General features: G+C 67.9%; 15 protein-coding genes and 2 pseudogenes. 7 read left to right on the forward strand and 10 right to left on the reverse strand.

Features of this window, described 5'->3' with window-relative positions:
* Nucleotides 1-206: 206 nt before the first annotated feature.
* From ACTWQR_RS53450 to ACTWQR_RS53460, 3 genes and pseudogenes are all read right to left on the reverse strand, one after another.
* A pseudogene (locus ACTWQR_RS53450) lies at nucleotides 207-395 on the reverse strand (transposase); the annotation flags it as partial.
* A gap of 371 nt (nucleotides 396-766) precedes the next feature.
* Nucleotides 767-1561: a thioesterase II family protein gene (locus ACTWQR_RS53455; protein ID WP_443234627.1), complete on the reverse strand. Its 795-nt coding sequence runs from the start codon at nucleotides 1559-1561 to the stop codon at nucleotides 767-769.
* Between the two features lie 117 nt (nucleotides 1562-1678).
* Nucleotides 1679-2455: a ScbR family autoregulator-binding transcription factor gene (locus tag ACTWQR_RS53460; RefSeq protein WP_443234628.1), complete on the reverse strand. Its 777-nt coding sequence runs from the start codon at nucleotides 2453-2455 to the stop codon at nucleotides 1679-1681.
* 218 nt (nucleotides 2456-2673) lie between these two features.
* Here ACTWQR_RS53460 and ACTWQR_RS53465 point away from each other — a divergent pair, with 218 nt between their 5' ends.
* Nucleotides 2674-3591: a quinone oxidoreductase family protein gene (locus ACTWQR_RS53465; protein WP_443234629.1), complete on the forward strand. Its 918-nt coding sequence runs from the start codon at nucleotides 2674-2676 to the stop codon at nucleotides 3589-3591.
* Between the two features lie 273 nt (nucleotides 3592-3864).
* Here the strand turns inward: ACTWQR_RS53465 and ACTWQR_RS53470 are convergent, their stop codons facing one another.
* From ACTWQR_RS53470 to ACTWQR_RS53495, 6 genes are all read right to left on the reverse strand, one after another.
* Nucleotides 3865-4731 (reverse strand): helix-hairpin-helix domain-containing protein, encoded by an 867-nt coding sequence (locus ACTWQR_RS53470; protein ID WP_443234630.1) that lies wholly within the window; start codon nucleotides 4729-4731, stop codon nucleotides 3865-3867.
* A gap of 427 nt (nucleotides 4732-5158) precedes the next feature.
* A complete protein-coding gene (locus ACTWQR_RS53475) occupies nucleotides 5159-5350 on the reverse strand; it encodes a hypothetical protein (protein ID WP_443234641.1) in 192 nt (63 codons plus the stop codon).
* A gap of 182 nt (nucleotides 5351-5532) precedes the next feature.
* Nucleotides 5533-6024: an RNA polymerase sigma factor gene (locus ACTWQR_RS53480; protein ID WP_443234631.1), complete on the reverse strand. Its 492-nt coding sequence runs from the start codon at nucleotides 6022-6024 to the stop codon at nucleotides 5533-5535.
* 335 nt (nucleotides 6025-6359) lie between these two features.
* Nucleotides 6360-7448: an alkene reductase gene (locus ACTWQR_RS53485; RefSeq protein ID WP_443234632.1), complete on the reverse strand. Its 1089-nt coding sequence runs from the start codon at nucleotides 7446-7448 to the stop codon at nucleotides 6360-6362.
* Between the two features lie 367 nt (nucleotides 7449-7815).
* On the reverse strand, nucleotides 7816-8928 hold the full coding sequence (locus ACTWQR_RS53490) for an alkene reductase (RefSeq protein WP_443234633.1): 1113 nt from the start codon (nucleotides 8926-8928) through the stop codon (nucleotides 7816-7818).
* Nucleotides 8929-9434: 506 nt separating this feature from the next.
* Complete coding sequence (locus ACTWQR_RS53495) at nucleotides 9435-10781, reverse strand: aldehyde dehydrogenase family protein (RefSeq protein WP_443234634.1); 1347 nt, start codon at nucleotides 10779-10781, stop codon at nucleotides 9435-9437.
* Between the two features lie 173 nt (nucleotides 10782-10954).
* Here ACTWQR_RS53495 and ACTWQR_RS53500 point away from each other — a divergent pair, with 173 nt between their 5' ends.
* From ACTWQR_RS53500 to ACTWQR_RS53515, 4 genes are all read left to right on the forward strand, one after another.
* Nucleotides 10955-11878 (forward strand): helix-turn-helix domain-containing protein, encoded by a 924-nt coding sequence (locus ACTWQR_RS53500; RefSeq protein ID WP_443234635.1) that lies wholly within the window; start codon nucleotides 10955-10957, stop codon nucleotides 11876-11878.
* 788 nt (nucleotides 11879-12666) lie between these two features.
* Complete coding sequence (locus ACTWQR_RS53505; protein ID WP_443234636.1) at nucleotides 12667-13377, forward strand: transposase; 711 nt, start codon at nucleotides 12667-12669, stop codon at nucleotides 13375-13377.
* Entirely contained in the window at nucleotides 13374-13502 is a 129-nt protein-coding gene (locus tag ACTWQR_RS53510) for a hypothetical protein (RefSeq protein WP_443234637.1), read from the forward strand. The genes ACTWQR_RS53505 and ACTWQR_RS53510 overlap by 4 nt, the downstream gene beginning before the upstream one ends.
* Nucleotides 13499-13885 carry a hypothetical protein gene (locus ACTWQR_RS53515; protein ID WP_443234638.1) on the forward strand — a complete coding sequence of 129 codons (387 nt, stop codon included), beginning with the start codon at nucleotides 13499-13501 and terminating at the stop codon, nucleotides 13883-13885. Before ACTWQR_RS53510 ends, ACTWQR_RS53515 begins: the two co-directional genes overlap by 4 nt.
* A 19-nt stretch (nucleotides 13886-13904) precedes the next feature.
* Here the strand turns inward: ACTWQR_RS53515 and istB are convergent.
* Nucleotides 13905-14495: pseudogene (gene istB, locus ACTWQR_RS53520) on the reverse strand (IS21-like element helper ATPase IstB); the annotation flags it as partial.
* 83 nt (nucleotides 14496-14578) lie between these two features.
* Between istB and ACTWQR_RS53525 the strand changes: the two are divergent.
* A complete protein-coding gene (locus tag ACTWQR_RS53525) occupies nucleotides 14579-14704 on the forward strand; it encodes a hypothetical protein (RefSeq protein ID WP_443234639.1) in 126 nt (41 codons plus the stop codon).
* A 249-nt stretch (nucleotides 14705-14953) separates the two neighbouring features.
* Nucleotides 14954-16032, forward strand: a protein-coding gene (locus ACTWQR_RS53530) for an IS630 family transposase (protein ID WP_443234640.1) whose coding sequence is annotated in 2 segments (ribosomal slippage) — nucleotides 14954-15434 and nucleotides 15434-16032 — 1080 coding nt in all. Because the reading frame shifts where the segments join, the coding sequence is not laid out codon by codon here.
* Nucleotides 16033-16176 lie beyond the last annotated feature (144 nt).

A 16176-nucleotide genomic window follows, 5' to 3' on the forward strand; every position in this document is an offset into this window, starting at 1 on the left:
GGCCCAACCGGAACCCAACACGTGGAAACGCTGGGCAGACCAGCCGCTACAGGCTGCCCAATCCAACGGCCGTCCCCCGGACCTCAGCCAGAAGATCACCCTCAGACCACATCGGTGGATCGAGGCTGAGTCAGGTGACCCAGAAACTACCCTCCAAGTTCCTCCCAATTGAATCGGGGATACAACGAAGCGCCTCACGGCGCACAGCGGCCGTAGACCGTCGGCCGTGGGCCGAACTCACCCGGCATCTCCCGCCACTGACTACTGGTGCGGAACCGCCAGATCACCCCCTCGAACTGCTCACGCAGCCGCCCGGGGTACGGGCCGTACTCGCCAATCGGCAGAAACGGCTCGATCAACTTCCATTGCCCGTCGGTGAGTTGCCTGCGCGTCACGGTCATCTTCCTACCGGATCCGCCTTCCAGCCGGATCCGGATCGACAAGATTGATCACGACGTCACACAGGCCCTAACAATCAACTACTGGCGCAGGACACTAACTGCGCTGTCCCGGCTCGCGCCGACCGGGCACAGCGGCTGCGGGGGCCGCGGGATCGGACCCCGCAGCCCGTCCGCCACGGACCGATCACTGGTTGGCGAAGCCGCCGTCCACCGGCCGTACCGTGCCAGTCAGGAAGGGGGAGGGGCCCTGAGAACCAGGCGGCGGCCGCAATCTCCTCCGGGTTCGCAGTGCGTCCCTGGTGCCGTGAACGACGCTGAAGTTGCGCAGGTCCCTGACGGCCGGCCTGCCTGGCCTCGGGCGGTCATCACCTGATTCCATGCGGTGCGAACAGCGTTGTTGCGGCCGGTGTGACGGGCCCGCCCAGCACTGCCGTGATCTTCTCGGCCACGTCGTGAGTATGGCCGTCAAGGTAGAAGTGCCCACCCGTGAAAATATGGACGTCGGTGACGGCAGTGGTGAAGTTCCGCCAGGCACTCGCCTCGGCCACAGTGACCACGGGGTCGCTGTCGCCGATCAGCACCGTGAAGGGGATGACCGGCTCAAAGCCCGGCACCCACGCGTACGAGCCAAGGGCCCGGTAGTCGGCGCGCAGGGCGGGCAAGATCATGGCTTGCAGCTCCGGGTCATCGAGGACCTGCCTACCAGCTCCCCCCAAGTGGGCCACAATGGCAAGGAGTTCGGCGTCCGTGTGCTGCTGGTCGTGCTGGCCGGGAGTGGGGGCGCCGCGGGCGGAGAGGAAGAGCCGCACCGGCCCGGGTGTCCGCCGCTCGCCGAGGCGCCGCGCCGTCTCGTAGGCGAGAAGCGCGCCCATACTGTGTCCGAAGAAGGCGTACGGGGCTCCGCTGTGTCGCAGTACTTCGTCGGCGAGGGCATCGGCCATCTCGCCGATGTCCTCGAAGGGTGCCTCGCGCCGGCGGTCCTGTCGGCCGGGATACTGCACGGCAAGGACGTCGTACGCTGGCGAAAGCAGCCGGGAGAGCGTGAGGAACGAGCTGGCGGCACCGCCGGCGTGGGGAAAACAGATCAGCCGCAGGCTGTCGCTGTCGGACTCAGGCCGTTCGCCGGCCGGCGCGTACCTGCGGAACCACTCGCTGCCCACTTCCACTCCCCGCTCATGTCACGACATGGCGCCCGCCACGGGCCCCCCTGCTGCGCACCCATGCTGCTGGACGCCCCTCAACGGTCATACAAACCGTGCACAAAAGGACCGCACCGGTCAGCAGAGGCCGGGCGCGCTGGGACAGGACATGCCACGCTGGAACGACAGCCACGTGGGCTTCTCGCAGCGCTCCCACCGCTCGTCCGTACCCTCGGCCCAGTCACTCCTGCCACCTCGGTTCCCGGCCTGTACGTTGCTCCCGTACCAGTCCCACGCGCCGGTCACCCCCGCCCCACCCGGCGGTGGCACCGGCACCGGACCCACCGCAAGCCGCGGCAGCATCAACCGCCAGAACCGCTCAATGGCACACTGGGAGTTGTCCTCCACATCTGTACGCCGGAGGACCTCGCCCCCGGCGACGGCGGTCGTGACGGCGAATACCACGTCGTCGAGTACCACATCCGATGCCAGATCACCCCGGCCGCTCGCCGCCGTCAGAACCAGTTCCACCCAGTTGCGCCACTCCTGCCAGAGTCTGACTCCGCTGTGCCAGGTCGCGTCGTAGCCGAGGGCGAAACCGACGCGCAGCACAGGATCGTCCCTGAGACGTTGCACCAGGGTCTGGGAGGTGTCGACCAACAGCTGCAGCGGTGCGGGGTGTTCGCTCGGCTCCCCTGCGATGACGCGGAGCAGTGTCTGCACGGCGCCCAACTCAACGGCTTCCACAAGCGCTTGCTTGTTCTTGAAGTGAAAGTGCAGAGCGCCGATGGTTACACCGGCCCGGGCGCTGATCTCCCTCACCGTAGAGGACGCGAAGCCTTCCTTGTCGAGAACCTCCGCGGCGCAACGGATCAGCTCACGATGCGTACGGACTGCACGCTCCTGCATAGCCATTGAGGCGCTCCGGATTGTGTGAGCGGTTCGGTGCCCTCCTATACGCAGCCACCGGCCAGGCAACGTAACAGACCGGAAGTCCGCTCTCAGCTCGTGGTGGTCAAGCGTGGCTTGAATCGCGCCCAAGGCACGATAGCTGCTGCGGGAACGCGAGCAGGCATTGCGGATCTGAATCGGACCTCGTCCGCATGCGGACGACCGCCGAGATACCGTTCCACATGCTCGCTATTCAGTTCGACCACTTCGGTGGTCCCGAAGTCCTGGCACCAGTGGAACTGCCCGCCCCGGTGGCCGGCCCTGACGAAGTCCTCATCACGGTCGAGGCCGCAGGCGTCAACTTCGCGGACACCCATCAGACAGACGGTTCCTACCTCAGCGCCGACCTGCTTCCGTACGTCCCCGGCAACGAGATCGTGGGGCATACGCCCGACGGGCGGCGCGTGCTGGCCCGGGTCTCCCACGGCTACGCGGAACTGGTGGCCGCCAAGAAGTCCCATGTCTTCGATATTCCGCCCGAGCTGGACGCCGGCCAGGCGCTGGCGCTGCTGACTCAGGGCCTCACCGCCTGGCACCTGCTGCGCTCGGCGGCACGGCTGGCCCCCGGCGAGACCGTGGTCGTCCACTCCGCGGCGGGCGGGGTGGGCTCCCTCGCCGTCCAGCTGGCCAGGGAGTTCGGGGCCGCGCGCGTGCTTGCGCAGGCCTCGTCCCCAGCGAAGATACAACTCGCCCTGGACCTTGGGGCAGACGCAGTGGTCACCTACCCACTCGAGCAGAAGGCCGACGTGATTCTGGACGCGGTCGGCGGAGAACTCTTCGACCAGGCACTGGCTTCGCTGGCGTCCTTCGGCCGACTGGTGACGTACGGCAACGCCTCGCGCAGCGGTTTCACTCCCGTGGATCCCGCACGGCTCAGCCGACTCAATGCCTCGGTGGCCGGATTCTGGCTGCGCCCCGCCCTGGCCAACCCCAGCGCGGTGACCACACCACTGAAGGCCATGATCGACCTGGTGGTCCGCGGGCGTCTGCGGCCCGTCGCGCACCACAGCTATCCGCTCGCCGAGGCGCGTTGCGCGCACGTGGACCTGTTGGCGCGCCGGACCGTCGGAAAGGTGATCCTGCTTCCCCAACGGGGGTGAAGTCCTGCGTACGGCCTGGGACTTTGTGACATTCTCCGGCGCGGTGGCTTGAGTTCCGCAGGCGGCAGGAATCACGATCTAGCTTGTGAGAGAGGCCGGGAACAGCCGATTCCCCCGTTCGCCGCCCCCGGCCTCTCTCACTTCTGGCCTGCCGAAAAATGGCGCGCAACAACCCTCGCCCGGGCCCGGCCGGACCCATTCGATTGCCTCCGCGTATCACATTGGTCCGTTCCCAAACCTCACCGACCGCCTCCCCTGCATCGGGCTTTGTCCCTACTTCTGCCGTGGCAGAAGGCGGCTGGCGCTGGCGCCCGGCTCGGTCATTGTGACGCCCGCACCAACCAGCTTGTCGATGACCGGAGTAAGCTCTGCGAGTTCCGCGAGGAGTATGTCGGCCTTGTCAGGGCCGACGCCTTCGATGCGCTGCATCTCTTCGGCCTCCGCCTCGCGCAGGGCCTCCATGGTGCCGAAGTGCCAGGCGATCCGTACGGACAAGGAACACGCGATGCCGCGGATGCCCAGCGCGCGCAGCACTTGCGCGAGAGGACGGGTCTTGGCCTGCTCGACGGCTTCCAAGAGCCTCTCGGCACGGCTCTCCCCCAGGCGGGCCAGCCCCAAGAGCTGATCACGGTCGAGGGTGAACAAGTCCCCTATGTCTTGGACAAGGCCGCCGTCGACGAGCTGCTGGATGCGGGCCACGCCGAGTCCGCCGATATCCAGCTGATCCCGGCCGACCGCATGGGCCAGCGTGCCGACCAGGCCGCACTTGCGGCCACGCACACAGCGCCAGCGCCGTTCGCTCCTGTCAATGTCGGCACCGCACTGCGGGCACACGGTGGGCAGTGCGACGGGCTGCTCGGCTCCCGTGCGGGCGTGCGGAAGAGGGGCTATCAGGCGCAGCACGATGCCGCCCGCTCTGCCGATCAGCACCTGGTCGCCGATGCGCAGATCCCGGTGGGCGATGTCCGACGGCGTATGGAGATCGGCATAGCCCACAGTGGAGCCGTCAATCTCAACCGGCTCCAGCACGCCGCGCGGGGAGATGAGGCCGGTGCGCCCCACCGTCCAGTGCACCGACAAAAGCCTGGTCACCCCCTGAGCCGCAGGGGTTAGTGCCCGCTCGGCGGGATCCTTCGACATGCCGGAATCATGCAGCAAAGCTGAAGCAGTCAACTCAAAGGCCCCTCAACGCCAGGTCAACGACGGTTCGTCACACACATACGAGAGGGGAGGGGCTGCGTCAGCCTCGTCGACGACCTGCTCCCCCGCTTCCAGCCCTACCGGCACGCTCAAGGCGTTCCGGAGCTCCTCCAACTCGCCGCCGCCTGACGGCGGTGCGCCGATTCGGCCCGGGTCTGGCCGCGAGTTTGCGACCCGCTGCCGGGACGGCACCCGCCAGCGGCATCACCCGCGGCTCGGATGTCCCCGGCCCGCCCGGGCGCATGTCGGAACCGAGCTGGCGGTCCGTCGTAAACGAAACCGCCTAGGTGTGCTGACCGGACAGTCCTGACGCGGCTGGGTCCCGTCCCTGCCCGAGGGCAGGACCCAAGGCCCGCTTCTGGTCGCATCAGTCCCGCCGTTTGCTCAGTGATGCGGCAGGTTTCCCACTTTCGTCCGACCGCCCGGCGCGCTCATCTCCCACCCTTAGCACCTCGTCGATCTGGTCCCAGCTGAGCCTGTTCTCACTCGCAGTTGCCGCCACGATCAGTTCGCCGCACATCTCGATCTCGGTCAGTGCTACATCGGCCTGCGCTGACAGACTGCGGGCGGCAGCGGTGACCGGCGCGGGGGCCTGGCGGGGCGCTGTGGGTTGTCGCGCGTCCCGCTTCACCCTTTCCAGAATCTCCTCGACCTCGAACGGATCCACGAGGTCCCCGGCGATGTGGTCACCGACGCGCGCCGCCCATACGGCAAAGGTCTCCCTGACGGCCCGATAGTCGTTCATGCCTCACCACCCTCATCGCCATCCACATCCGGCCAGGTGCTCTTCAGCAGTTCGCGCGCGTGACGCAGATGCGAGCGCACCGTCGCGGCCGGTTTCCCGAGATGGTCGGCGATCTCGGCAGGCGTGAATCCATCGAACCGCCAGGCCATGGCCTGGCGCTGCCGGGGAGGGAGACGCCGCAGCGCATCAAGCACAGCCTGCTCTTCGAGCTTGGACTCCCACCGCCGCTGTGGGTCTGTCTCTGCACCGGGACCTGGGGCTCCCGCGCCAGGATTCTCCGCGTGGAGTCGCCACTCGTCGGCGTGTCTGCGGAATTGGCGATTGGCTACCCGCCAGCCCACGATGCGGACCCACGCTTTCGGCTCACGTACACCGGACCAGTCGCGATAGGCCATCGTCATCGCCTCCTGCGCTGCGTCCTTCGCCAGCTGCAGCTCGAAGCCGAGCATCACCGGGGTTTCGTTCTGTCCGTTGTCCACTGCGGGCATGGGTCAGGGCCCTCCGGTGTGAAGGGCCCTGGACCAGTGGCGGCGTCGGTTCTGCCAGCCGAACCCCGACGCGGTCGCGAACGCCGTCGTCCAAGCTCTCGATGCTGCCCTGCGCGGCGATGCGCAGGGCGCCGTGTCCGGGACACCCGCGCCGCGAGCGCCGCCCGACGCGGCCTCAAGCTCTTCTCTCAGCTGCTGGTTCTTCAAGGTGACCCGCTGGATGTGGCAGGCGGCGAGTGTCGCCACCAGGCACATAGGTCAGGACCAGAGGGACTTCGGTGGCCTGACACGCCGCGTCTTGCCTCCGCACTCCCCGGCGATGACTTCTTTTCAGGTCACGCGCTGTCGGCGGGCAGCGTCGGGTAGTCGGTGTAGCCGCGGTGGTCGCCGCCGTAGAAGGTGGCCGCGTCGGGGGTGTTGTAGGGGCCGCCGGCTGTGAGGCGGGCGGGCAGGTCCGGGTTGGCCAGGAACAGCGCGCCGAAGGCGATGATGTCCGCGGTGCCGTCCTCGATGTGGGCGAGAGCGCCGGGGCCGGTGGTCTCGGGGTGAGTGAAGGGGTTGAGGATGAACGCCGTCGGCCAGTCCTTGCGCAGCCGGGCGGTCAGGACGCGGTCCGGGCTCTCGACCAGGTGCAGGTAGGCAGGGTCCAGCCGGGCGAGTCCGGCGATCAGGGTGGTGTAGGTCTCCAGCACGTCCGCCGGGTCGGTCTCGGCGATGTCGTTGTAGGGGTTGCCGGGGGAGATGCGGAAGCCGGTCCGGTGGCCGCCGATCGCCTCCGCGATGGCCGTGGCGACCTCGATGCCGAAGCGGGCCCGGTCCGCGGCGCCGCCGCCCCAGCTGTCGGTGCGCAGGTTGGTGTTGGGGGCGAGGAACTGGTGGATCAGGTAGCCGTTGGCCCCGTGGATCTCCACGCCGTCGAAACCTCCGGCGATGGCGTGGCGCGCGGCGTCGGCGTAGTCGGCGATCGTCTGGGTGATGTTGTCCTGGTCCAGTTCCTTCGGCGTGACGTAGTCCTGGGGGCCCTGGTAGGTGAACACCTGGCCCGCCGCCGCGACGGGCGAGGGGGCGACGGGGATGAGTCCGTCGGGCAGCAGGCTGGGGTGGCTGATCCGGCCGGTGTGCATCAGCTGCGCGAAGATCGTGCCGCCCTGGGCGTGGACGGCGTCGGTCACCTTCCGCCAGGCGTCGACCTGCTGGGCGGAGTGCAGACCGGGGGTGTTGGTGTAGCCCTGGCCGCCGGCCGACGGCTGTATGCCCTCGGTGATGATCAGGCCGGCGCTCGCGCGCTGGGCGTAATAGGTGGCCATCAGCTCCGTCGCCGTGGCTGCGGGAGCGTCGGCGCGGCTGCGGGTCATCGGTGCCATCGCGATGCGGTTGGCGAGCGTCTTGCCGCCCAGGTCGATCGGGTCGAATGCGGTGGTCATGGCAGCTTCCTTCGAAGAATGGTTCGGGTGAAAGAGGCAGGCGGCGGCACGGTCCTGCGGGGTGTCGGGGAACTGGTGATCGACAAGGCCATGGTGGGCCGCCGCCGGAAAACAGTCATAGGCGTCAGCTGTGGCCGAAGGCCGCCGCGGTGGCCACGCACGAGAGCGATGTGCTCGCCGAGGTCACCGAACGCAGGCTGCTGACCAGGAACTTGCGGACCGTCAACGCCCTGACCGACCCGACGGTCCTCGAGCCGGTGATCGCCGGTGTGACCGCGGGGCTCAAAGGGGCGGGCACAGTGTCGCCGGTCGGGCGCCTGTCCATGTGTGAGTGGGGTTGCCGCATGGACAGGCGTGACCGTGGGTCTCAAGCCGCTTCGAGGAAGGGGTAGTCGGTGTAGCCCTCGGCGCCCGGCCCGTAGAACAGTTCCGGCCGCGGTTCGTTCTCCGGGTGGCCACCCTGCCAGCGCTCGACCAGGTCGGGGTTGGCGATGAGGGCCCGGCCCACGACCACGGCATCGGCGTGGTCAGCCTCGATCTGCTGGAGCGCCTGCTCGCGGGTGGTCTGTCCCCCGAAAGGGCCGCTGTTGACGATCAGCTTGCCGTCGAAGCGCCGCCGCAGCTCCTGTACAAGGTCGCCGCCCGGCTCGGTGTGCAGTACGGAGAGGTAGGCCAGGCCCAGCGGGCGCAGTTGGTCCAGCAGGGTGCCGTAGGTGGCCAGGACGTCGTCCCGGTCGGTCTCGAAGACGTCCCCGAGGTCGACCTCCGGCGAGATCCGCAGCCCGACCCGCTCGGCACCGACGGCCTGGGCGACCGCCGTGACGACCTCGCCGACGAAGCGGGCGCGGTTGTGCGGCGAGCCGCCGTATCCATCGGTGCGCTGGTTGGCCGCCGGGGAGAGGAACTGCTGGAGCAGGTAGCCGTTGGCGCCGTGGATTTCCACGCCGTCCGCTCCCGCCTCGATGGCTCGGCGGGCCGCGGTGACGAAGTCCTCCATGGCTGCCCGGATCTCTGCGGTGGTCATCGCTTCCGGTACGGGATAGGGCTGCTCGCCCTTCTCGGTGAACGTCTTATTGTCGATGGCGATCGCGCTGGGGGCGAGGATGCGGCGGCCGCCGTTGATGTCGGGGTGGGTGCCGCGGCCGGCGTGCATGATCTGCAGGACGATGCGGCCGCCCTCGGCGTGCACCGCCTCGAACACCCGCTGCCAGCCGGCCGACTGCTCGTCGGTGGCGATGCCCGGCTCGCCGACATACCCCTGCGACGCGTGGTCGGGGTAGGTGCCCTCGGTGATGATCATTCCGACGCTCGCCCGCTGCCGGTAGTACTCGACCATCAGGTCCCCGGGAATGCCGGAGGAACCGGCCCGGACCCGGGTTATCGGGGCCATGACGATGCGGTTGGCGAGCTCGATCTTCCCAAGGGAAACGGGGGAGAAAAGCGACGGAACGGGCGAAACTGCTGAAATATTGACAGTCATGGGTTTCTTTCTCTCTGCAATACGGAGGAAAACGGGATGAAGGCCTGCGACACAGGGGGTCCACGCTGTCCCGGCGGAGGCACGGATGCGGTCCTCGGGCAGGCGCGGGCCCGCTGACGGTGACGCGGTTCCATGACCGCGATCGGGGTGTGGGTGGTGTCGGCGGCGAACGCGGTGAGAACCGCATGCCGTCGGCGTCGACGCCGGTCAAGCGCAACTGCCCGCCGGAGTACGGGCGTTCGCTCCCTGCGCACGATCAGTAGTCAGCCAGGTGACGAAGTCATGGGTGCCGCCGCCGGAGTCGGTACGGATCGGTGTCTGCAGGCCGCGCCGCGACCGGCTCCCTCGTCGCGCCCCCCGCGAAGAGGACCGATACACGGCTTCACCTGGAACGCGCTTCCGGCGGTGGCGGGAACAGCGATCTCAGCGCTCCTCATTCTCACCGGCCTGAGGCACTTCCGCCGGCCGATCGCCCATCGGACCGGCTGCTTCACGAAAGCGCGCGACTAGCTGAGCGGCACGTCCGCGACAGCCTTGAGGTGGCTGAACGCCTCGAGGGAATACCGGCCGTGGTACCGGCCCAAGCCGCTTTCGCCGACGCCGCCGAAAGGCAGGCCGGTCATGAGCAGCTGTATCACCGGCTGGCCCCAGGCGACGCCGCCGGAGGACGTCTCCTTCACGAGACGCGACTTGGTGGCCTCGGACTCAGTGAAGGCGTAGAGCGCGAGGGGCTTTTCGCGTTCGTTGATGAAGGCGATGGCGGCATCGAGGTCTGCGACTTCGACGACGGCGAGGATCGGACCGAAGATCTCCTCCTGCATGACCGGCGACGCGGGGTCGACATCGGTGAGCACGGTCGGTGCGATGTACAGGTCGTCACGGTCGTGCTGGCCTCCCACCGCCGCCCGGCCGGAATCCAGCAGAGCGGTGAGCCGGTCGAAGTGCCGCTCGTTGATGATCCGGCCGAAGTCGGCTGAGGTCTGCGGGGTGGAGCCGAACTGGGCTTCGACCGCCGCGCGCAGGGCGGGAACCAGCGCGGCGGCGGTGGCAGGATCAGCCAGAACATAGTCCGGGGCTACGCACTGCTGCCCCGCGTTGCCGAACTTGGCGCCGACCAGCCGCTTCGCGGTCTCGTCCACGTCGGCGTCGGGCGCCACGAAGACCGGCGACTTGCCCCCGAGTTCGAGCGTGACCGGGGTGAGGTTCTTGGCTGCCGCGGCCATGACGACTCGGCCGACCGTGCCGTTGCCGGTGTAGAAGATCTGGTCGAAACGCTGCGCCAGCAGGGCCGTGGTCTCCTCGGCGCCCCCCTCGACCACGGTGAGCACGTCGGCGTCGAAGTACTGTCGCAGGAGCCGTGAAGCCACTGCCGAGGTGTGCACCGACATCTCGCTCGGCTTGGCCACCACGGTGTTCCCGGCGGCCAGCGCGCCGATGATGGGGTCGATGAGAAGGTGCAGCGGGAAATTCCACGGAGAGATCACCAGGACGACCCCGAGCGGGTCGTACGTGGTGTACGCCGTGGTCGTGGGACCGAAGTGGGCAGGAACCTCCACGGGGCGAGGCTCAAGCCAGCTCTCGAGATTCGCCAGTGCCTCGTCGATGTCGGCGACGGTGAAGTCGATCTCCTGCACCTTCGCCTCGGCGGCGTTCTTCCTCAGATCCGCCCAGAGGGCTTCGATCAGCTCCTGCTCGTTCTCGACCAGCAGTGCCCGCAGCCGCTGCAGCTGGCTGACGCGCCAGTCCAGTGAGCGGGTGACGCCGCTGTTGAACGTCGCACGAAGGCGGCCCACCACCTCCGCAGCCGTTTCCGTCCGGTGCGTCCTCGACTCGATCCCCTGTGTTGCGCTCATGGGATGTGCTCCGTTCTTGATGCAAGCCACGCCCCGGCTGCCTCCCGGCCGGGCACGGTGACCAGCGTCCTGGACGGGCCGGCATCCACCCAGGTCACGGCTTTGCGTATGCCCGCGATGCCTACCACTGGTTGGGTCAGGATGGTGTGCGTGCGACCGTGGATACTCGAGGCATGGACGAATACGCCGAACCGGTGCACAAGCCCGCCGCCGGCCCTCTGGACCCGCGTGCCGAGCTCAGTGAGTTCCTGCGCACCCGGCGGGCCCGGCTGAAGCCGGAGGACGTGGGGCTGCCGGACTTCGGACGGTACCGGCGGGTGCCGGGGCTGCGCCGCGAGGAGCTGGCGCAGCTGGCCGGGGTGTCGGTGGCGTACTACACACGGCTGGAGCAGGGCAATGGGCGACACGTGTCGGCGGAGGTCCTCGACGCCATCGCCCGCGCGCTCAGGCTGAGCGACGCCGAGCACGCCCACCTCACGCACCTGGCGAAACCGAAGCAGCAGAAGAAGAAGCCGGCCGGCCGCGCCCAGCAGGTGCGGGGTCCCCTGCGGACGCTGCTGGACACCATGGACGGTGTTCCGGCGATCCTCGTGGGACGGCGCTCGGACATCCTCGTCTGGAACCGGATGGCCGCGGCGGTCTTCGGCGACTGGACCGAGCTGCCGGCGAGGGAGCAGAACTGGGCGCGGCTGGTCTTCCTGCGGCCCGAGTACCGCGACCTGTTCGTGGACTGGGAGCACAAAGCCAGCGACATCGTCTCTCAGCTGCGCATGGACGCCGGCTCCCATCCGGACGACCCCCGGCTGTCCGCGCTGGTGGGCGAACTCTCCGTGAAGAGCGAAGAGTTCAGGCGGCTGTGGGCCACCCACGACGTCAAGGAGAGGTGCCACGGCATCCAGCGCCTGCACCACCCGCTCGTCGGCGAACTCGATCTCCGCCTCGAGTCGTTCCACCAGGCCGACGCCCACGAGCAGATGTTGGTGACTTACCACGCCGAACCGAACTCCCCGTCGGCGGAGGCTCTGCGACTGCTGGCCAGCTGGGGCGTGGATGCGACCCGGGCGGGAACGGACACGTCGTCGGCACGCACGGCTTGATCAACTCCCCTTGATCACCGGTAGTCGGCTGGGCGCCACACCCCGCGTCCTGTCGCACGCCAGACGCCTCCGGGGGGTGTCGATTCAGGACGGCCCGGGTGTGGCGGGCGTGCCTGGGGCCGCGGTGGCTCAGCCTGGCGGTACATGTGCCGCCGCGCGAGCCGGCGTGCGATCAGGAACCGTCGGGCCCGTCAGCGTCCGCCGTCCTCTCCACCGATCGCCAAGACGGATAGTGGGTCTCGACCGGTCGGCCGTCCGGATGCTGGCCGCACAGAGAGTCCAGATGCTTCACGTACTTGGCGCGGCCGCGGCGAGAAACACGTTCATCTGGGCCACCGCGTCGCCCGCCTCGACCGTCACCGTTCCGGTCCGGGTGAGCACGCAGACGATGCTGAACTCCGCGGGGCTCTACCAGGCATCGATCAGCGCCTCCATCGACCGACGAGGTGCTCGAGAGTTTCGCTGCCTGCCCGATCTCGCGCATCGACGGCGGATAGCCACGCTGCTTGACCGAGTCGGTGATGCAGGTCAAAGCTTTCCGCTGCCGGTCGGTGAGGCCGTCGGCACAGGCCGGATGCCGGGCGGTCGGCCGATGGGGCGGTAGTTGTTGGTGACGGCCTCCATACGGCCCCCTTGATCATGATTTATCTTGAAATGGTATCTCGCGCCGCAAACAACGCGCACTGGCATTCGATCTGAGATGGGTGCGGATCCTTTCGAGGGACAGCTGAGCTGGGAAGACGCTGATTGACGTGTGGGCGGTGTAGTCGTACTTCTACCGTGGCGAGGTGGAGGTGGGGCGCGATGGTGTCGTTGCCGGAAGAGCTTCAGGCGCGGGAGGCCGCGGCTCGACAGCGGGTGGAAGAACTCCGCGCCACCCCTCCTCCCTCGACCCCTACCTCGACTACCTGCAGCAACGCTGGGACGAGGGCGAGCACAGTGCCAAGATCCTGCACCAGGAACTTCTCACCAAGGGCTACCTGGGCCACTATCAGCGCGTGAAGATGGCCGTCGCACCTCTCCGGCGCGGCCTGCCCCTGGACGAACCGCGAGAGCGGACACCCTCCCCACGCGAAGCCGCACGCTGGATCATCACCGCTTCCGACCGGCACGGCCCGCACACCGCAGAACGTCTGCAGCGGTTACTTGAGCACTGCCCGGAGCTCCGCCGCACCCACGACCTTGTCCGTCAGTTCGCCGCCATGCTCGATGCCCGTAACGCCGCACCGCTGCCGGACTGGCTCGACCAGCTCAAGTCCAGCGGACTGGCTCCGCTCGCCGGTATCGCCACAGCTCTGAGTGAAGACCACCACGCGGTCGCCCAGGGGATCACCACCCCCTACAACTCGGGGGTCAACGAAGGCCGTATCACCGACGTGAAGCTCCAAAAACGCATCATGGGAGGACAGGCCGGCGTCCCGCTCCTGCGTCATCGAGTCATCCTGATCGCCCACCTCCGCCGCCGCTATGCGGACCAACCGACCACCACACCAAGATGATCTCCGTCTACGAAAATCTTGCCGGAGCCGTCAAAATGCTCAACGAAGTACGGATGAACGTGCTCAGCCAGATGTTCGTCTTGAGGGCTCGTGACGGGCTGTCACGTGCGACGATCGTGGTGTGAAGAGCCCTGATTCTTCGTTCCGTAGGCGCCTGTTGCTTGAGTCGCTGACCGTGCTGGCGGCTGATGCCCAGACCCAGGTTGCCTGGCTGGCCAAGCACGGCGTACTGACGGATGAGATCGCTCTGGACGTCGATCACGCCTGTGGCATGGCCGAGGCCCTGGTGGAGGAGGGACAACTCGATCGCGTTGCCCTGCCTGACCTGCGGGAGATCAACGCCGTTCTCAGCGAGATGAGCGGTGCGAAGAACACTGATCGATGGTCGAGGGACGCGTTGTTCGCCGATGAGGGATGGGGTCGGGCCCGGCGGGCGGCCCGCCGGGTACTCGTTGCCGAACTGGGTGAATGGCAGCAGCCGCTTCCGGAGATTTCTGTCATCTGGTGACGGACGCCGTTCTCGCTGGTCAGGCCGCTTGGGCGTCCCGTTCGATTACGGCGAGCCGGTTCTTGAGCCGGTAGCTGGGGCCGTTGATCGAGATCACGTCGCAGTGGTGGAGAAGCCGGTCGAGGATGGCGGTGGCGAGGACCTCGTCGCCGAAGACCTGGCCCCATTCGCTGAAGGTCTTGTTCGAGGTCAGCTTCTCGTAGCGTTTGGAGATCACCTGGAAGACGAGGTTGGCCTCCGTTCGTTCCAGGGGCTGGTAGCCGACCTCGTCCACCACGAGGACGCTAGGGCGGAGGTAGGTGCCGAATTTGCTGGTCAGGCGGCCTGAGGCTTCAGCGGCGGTGAGGTTGCGGACCATGTCGTCGAGGCTGGTGAAGTAGATCGAGTAGCCGGCCCGGCAGGCTGCGACCGCGAGGGCGACGGCGATGTGGGTCTTGCCGACTCCCGGCGGCCCGAGCAGGGCGGCGTTCGCCTTTGCTTCCACGAAGGAGAGGGTGGCGAGGTCTTTGACCTTGCGGGGACCAAGGTCGGGCTGGAAGGAGAAGTCGTAGTCCTCCAGCGTCTTGTGGTGCGGGAGCTTCGACAGCCGCAGGCCTTGGCGGAAAGGCCTACATCGCTCCCGCCGACCTTGCGGGTTCTGATGACGAACCGTTGACTTGGCGCTACTTTGCGACTGTCTGAGAGGGGGCGCTGGTGTCCAATGTGATCCGGGTCAGCGCGGACGGCGTGGGCGACGAGCTGCGTTCGTTCCAGAGGTGGCTTTGGAATGAGCCGGACGTCCGCCGCTATGCGGTGATCTCGGTGGAAGCCGCGGTCTGAACACGGCGGGATCCCGCACGCCCTCGCCCAGCTGGGGCGGCCCCTTCTGATCCTTGCGTCTGTCAGGTCAGTGACTGAACTGCTTCAGCATGGTGTACATCGTCCAGCAGATCATCCCGACCGTGGCGGCGATCTGCGTGAAGCTGCTCTTGAGGGCGTCCATGAACGGCTTACTGACTTCGGCGTCTTGGGGTCTGGATGTGTGTCGGGACCGGTGACGTGGTCCGTCCGGGCTGGTACGCCGGATGCATGCGGTATCCGGACGGGGGCGGGCTGACCGCCGAGCAGCGCAGGCGCCGGGAAGAGGTACGGATGCGGGCTGTTGACCTCTTCGAGGAGGACGTGAAAGTCCCGTGCGTCGCCCGGGAGTTACGGGTGAGTGAGAAATCGGTCTACCAGTGGCGCCGCGCTTGGAAGGCGGGCGGATGCGGGGCGCTGCGTTCGAAGGGCCCCTCCGGCTACGACTGCCGCCTCGGCCCCCACCTGCAGGCCAAGCTCGCGATGTGGCTGGAGGAGGGGCCGGCCGCGCACGGCTGGAGTGAGGACCAGGTGTGGACCGCCTCCCGGGTACGCACGCTGATCGGACGCAAGTTCCATCTCTCCTGCAGCGTCTCCGGGGTGACCCGGCTGCTGCACCGTATGGGCTACAGCGTGCAGATACCCGCCCGTCCCGCCGCTGAGCGCGACGAGGACGCGATCACCGTGTGGCGGGAGGTGACCTGGCAGGAGGTAAAACCCTCCGGGCGGCGACCGGCGCGTTCATCTGTTTCGAAGACGAAGCGGGCGTGACCGGCCGTCCGCCCCAGGGCCGCACCTGGGGTCGGCGCGGCATCACCCCGAGCGTCAAGGTGTCCGGCCGCAGCCGGGGACGGCTCTCGGTGGCCGGGCTGCTGTGCTACCGGCCCGGGCTGCCCGCCCGCCTGTGCTACCGGCTGCGCCGGCATACCGGCCGCAAGGGCGAGCGCCGCTCGCTCGGCGAGAGCGACTACATCCGCCTCCTCGACGGCGCCCACCAACTGCTCCAGGCCCCGCTGATCGTGGTCTGGGACCGGCTGAGCACCCACATCTCCAAGACGATGCAGGCGCTCGTGGCCGAGCGGGACTGGCTGACGGTGGTCCTGCTGCCCGGGTATGCGCCCGAGCTCAACCCGGTGGAGGGCCTGTGGGCGCATATCAAACGGAGCCTGGCCAACCTGGCCGCCCGCACCCTCAGCGAGCTGGAGACTCTGCTCCGCCAGCGGCTCAAGGCGATGCAGTGCCGGCACAGCATCCTCGGAGGATTCCTCGCCGGGACGGGCCTCGCACTCGACAGACCGGACGGACCCTAATACGCCGAAGTCAGTAACAGTAGTTCGTTAAATCCGGTGGTAGAGGTCAATGCCGTGTCCGGTGGTGACTGCGTCGATCAGGGCCTGGAGTTCGGAGGGTGGGTCCTTGTCCGTCCAGGCTTGCCACCACCGGTTGAGGGTGAC

The organism is Streptomyces sp. 2A115 (assembly GCF_052245575.1).
Classification (GTDB): domain Bacteria; phylum Actinomycetota; class Actinomycetes; order Streptomycetales; family Streptomycetaceae; genus Streptomyces.

Coding starts and splice junctions, on each gene's coding strand:
- ACTWQR_RS53460 (WP_443234628.1), bottom strand. CDS start 2,455: ATGGCTATGCAGGAGCGTGCAGTCCGTACGCATCGTGAGCTGATCCGT.
- ACTWQR_RS53465 (WP_443234629.1), top strand. CDS start 2,674: ATGCTCGCTATTCAGTTCGACCACTTCGGTGGTCCCGAAGTCCTGGCA.
- ACTWQR_RS53470 (WP_443234630.1), bottom strand. CDS start 4,731: ATGTCGAAGGATCCCGCCGAGCGGGCACTAACCCCTGCGGCTCAGGGG.
- ACTWQR_RS53480 (WP_443234631.1), bottom strand. CDS start 6,024: ATGCCCGCAGTGGACAACGGACAGAACGAAACCCCGGTGATGCTCGGC.
- ACTWQR_RS53485 (WP_443234632.1), bottom strand. CDS start 7,448: ATGACCACCGCATTCGACCCGATCGACCTGGGCGGCAAGACGCTCGCC.
- ACTWQR_RS53490 (WP_443234633.1), bottom strand. CDS start 8,928: ATGACTGTCAATATTTCAGCAGTTTCGCCCGTTCCGTCGCTTTTCTCC.
- ACTWQR_RS53495 (WP_443234634.1), bottom strand. CDS start 10,781: ATGAGCGCAACACAGGGGATCGAGTCGAGGACGCACCGGACGGAAACG.
- ACTWQR_RS53500 (WP_443234635.1), top strand. CDS start 10,955: ATGGACGAATACGCCGAACCGGTGCACAAGCCCGCCGCCGGCCCTCTG.
- ACTWQR_RS53510 (WP_443234637.1), top strand. CDS start 13,374: ATGATCTCCGTCTACGAAAATCTTGCCGGAGCCGTCAAAATGCTCAAC.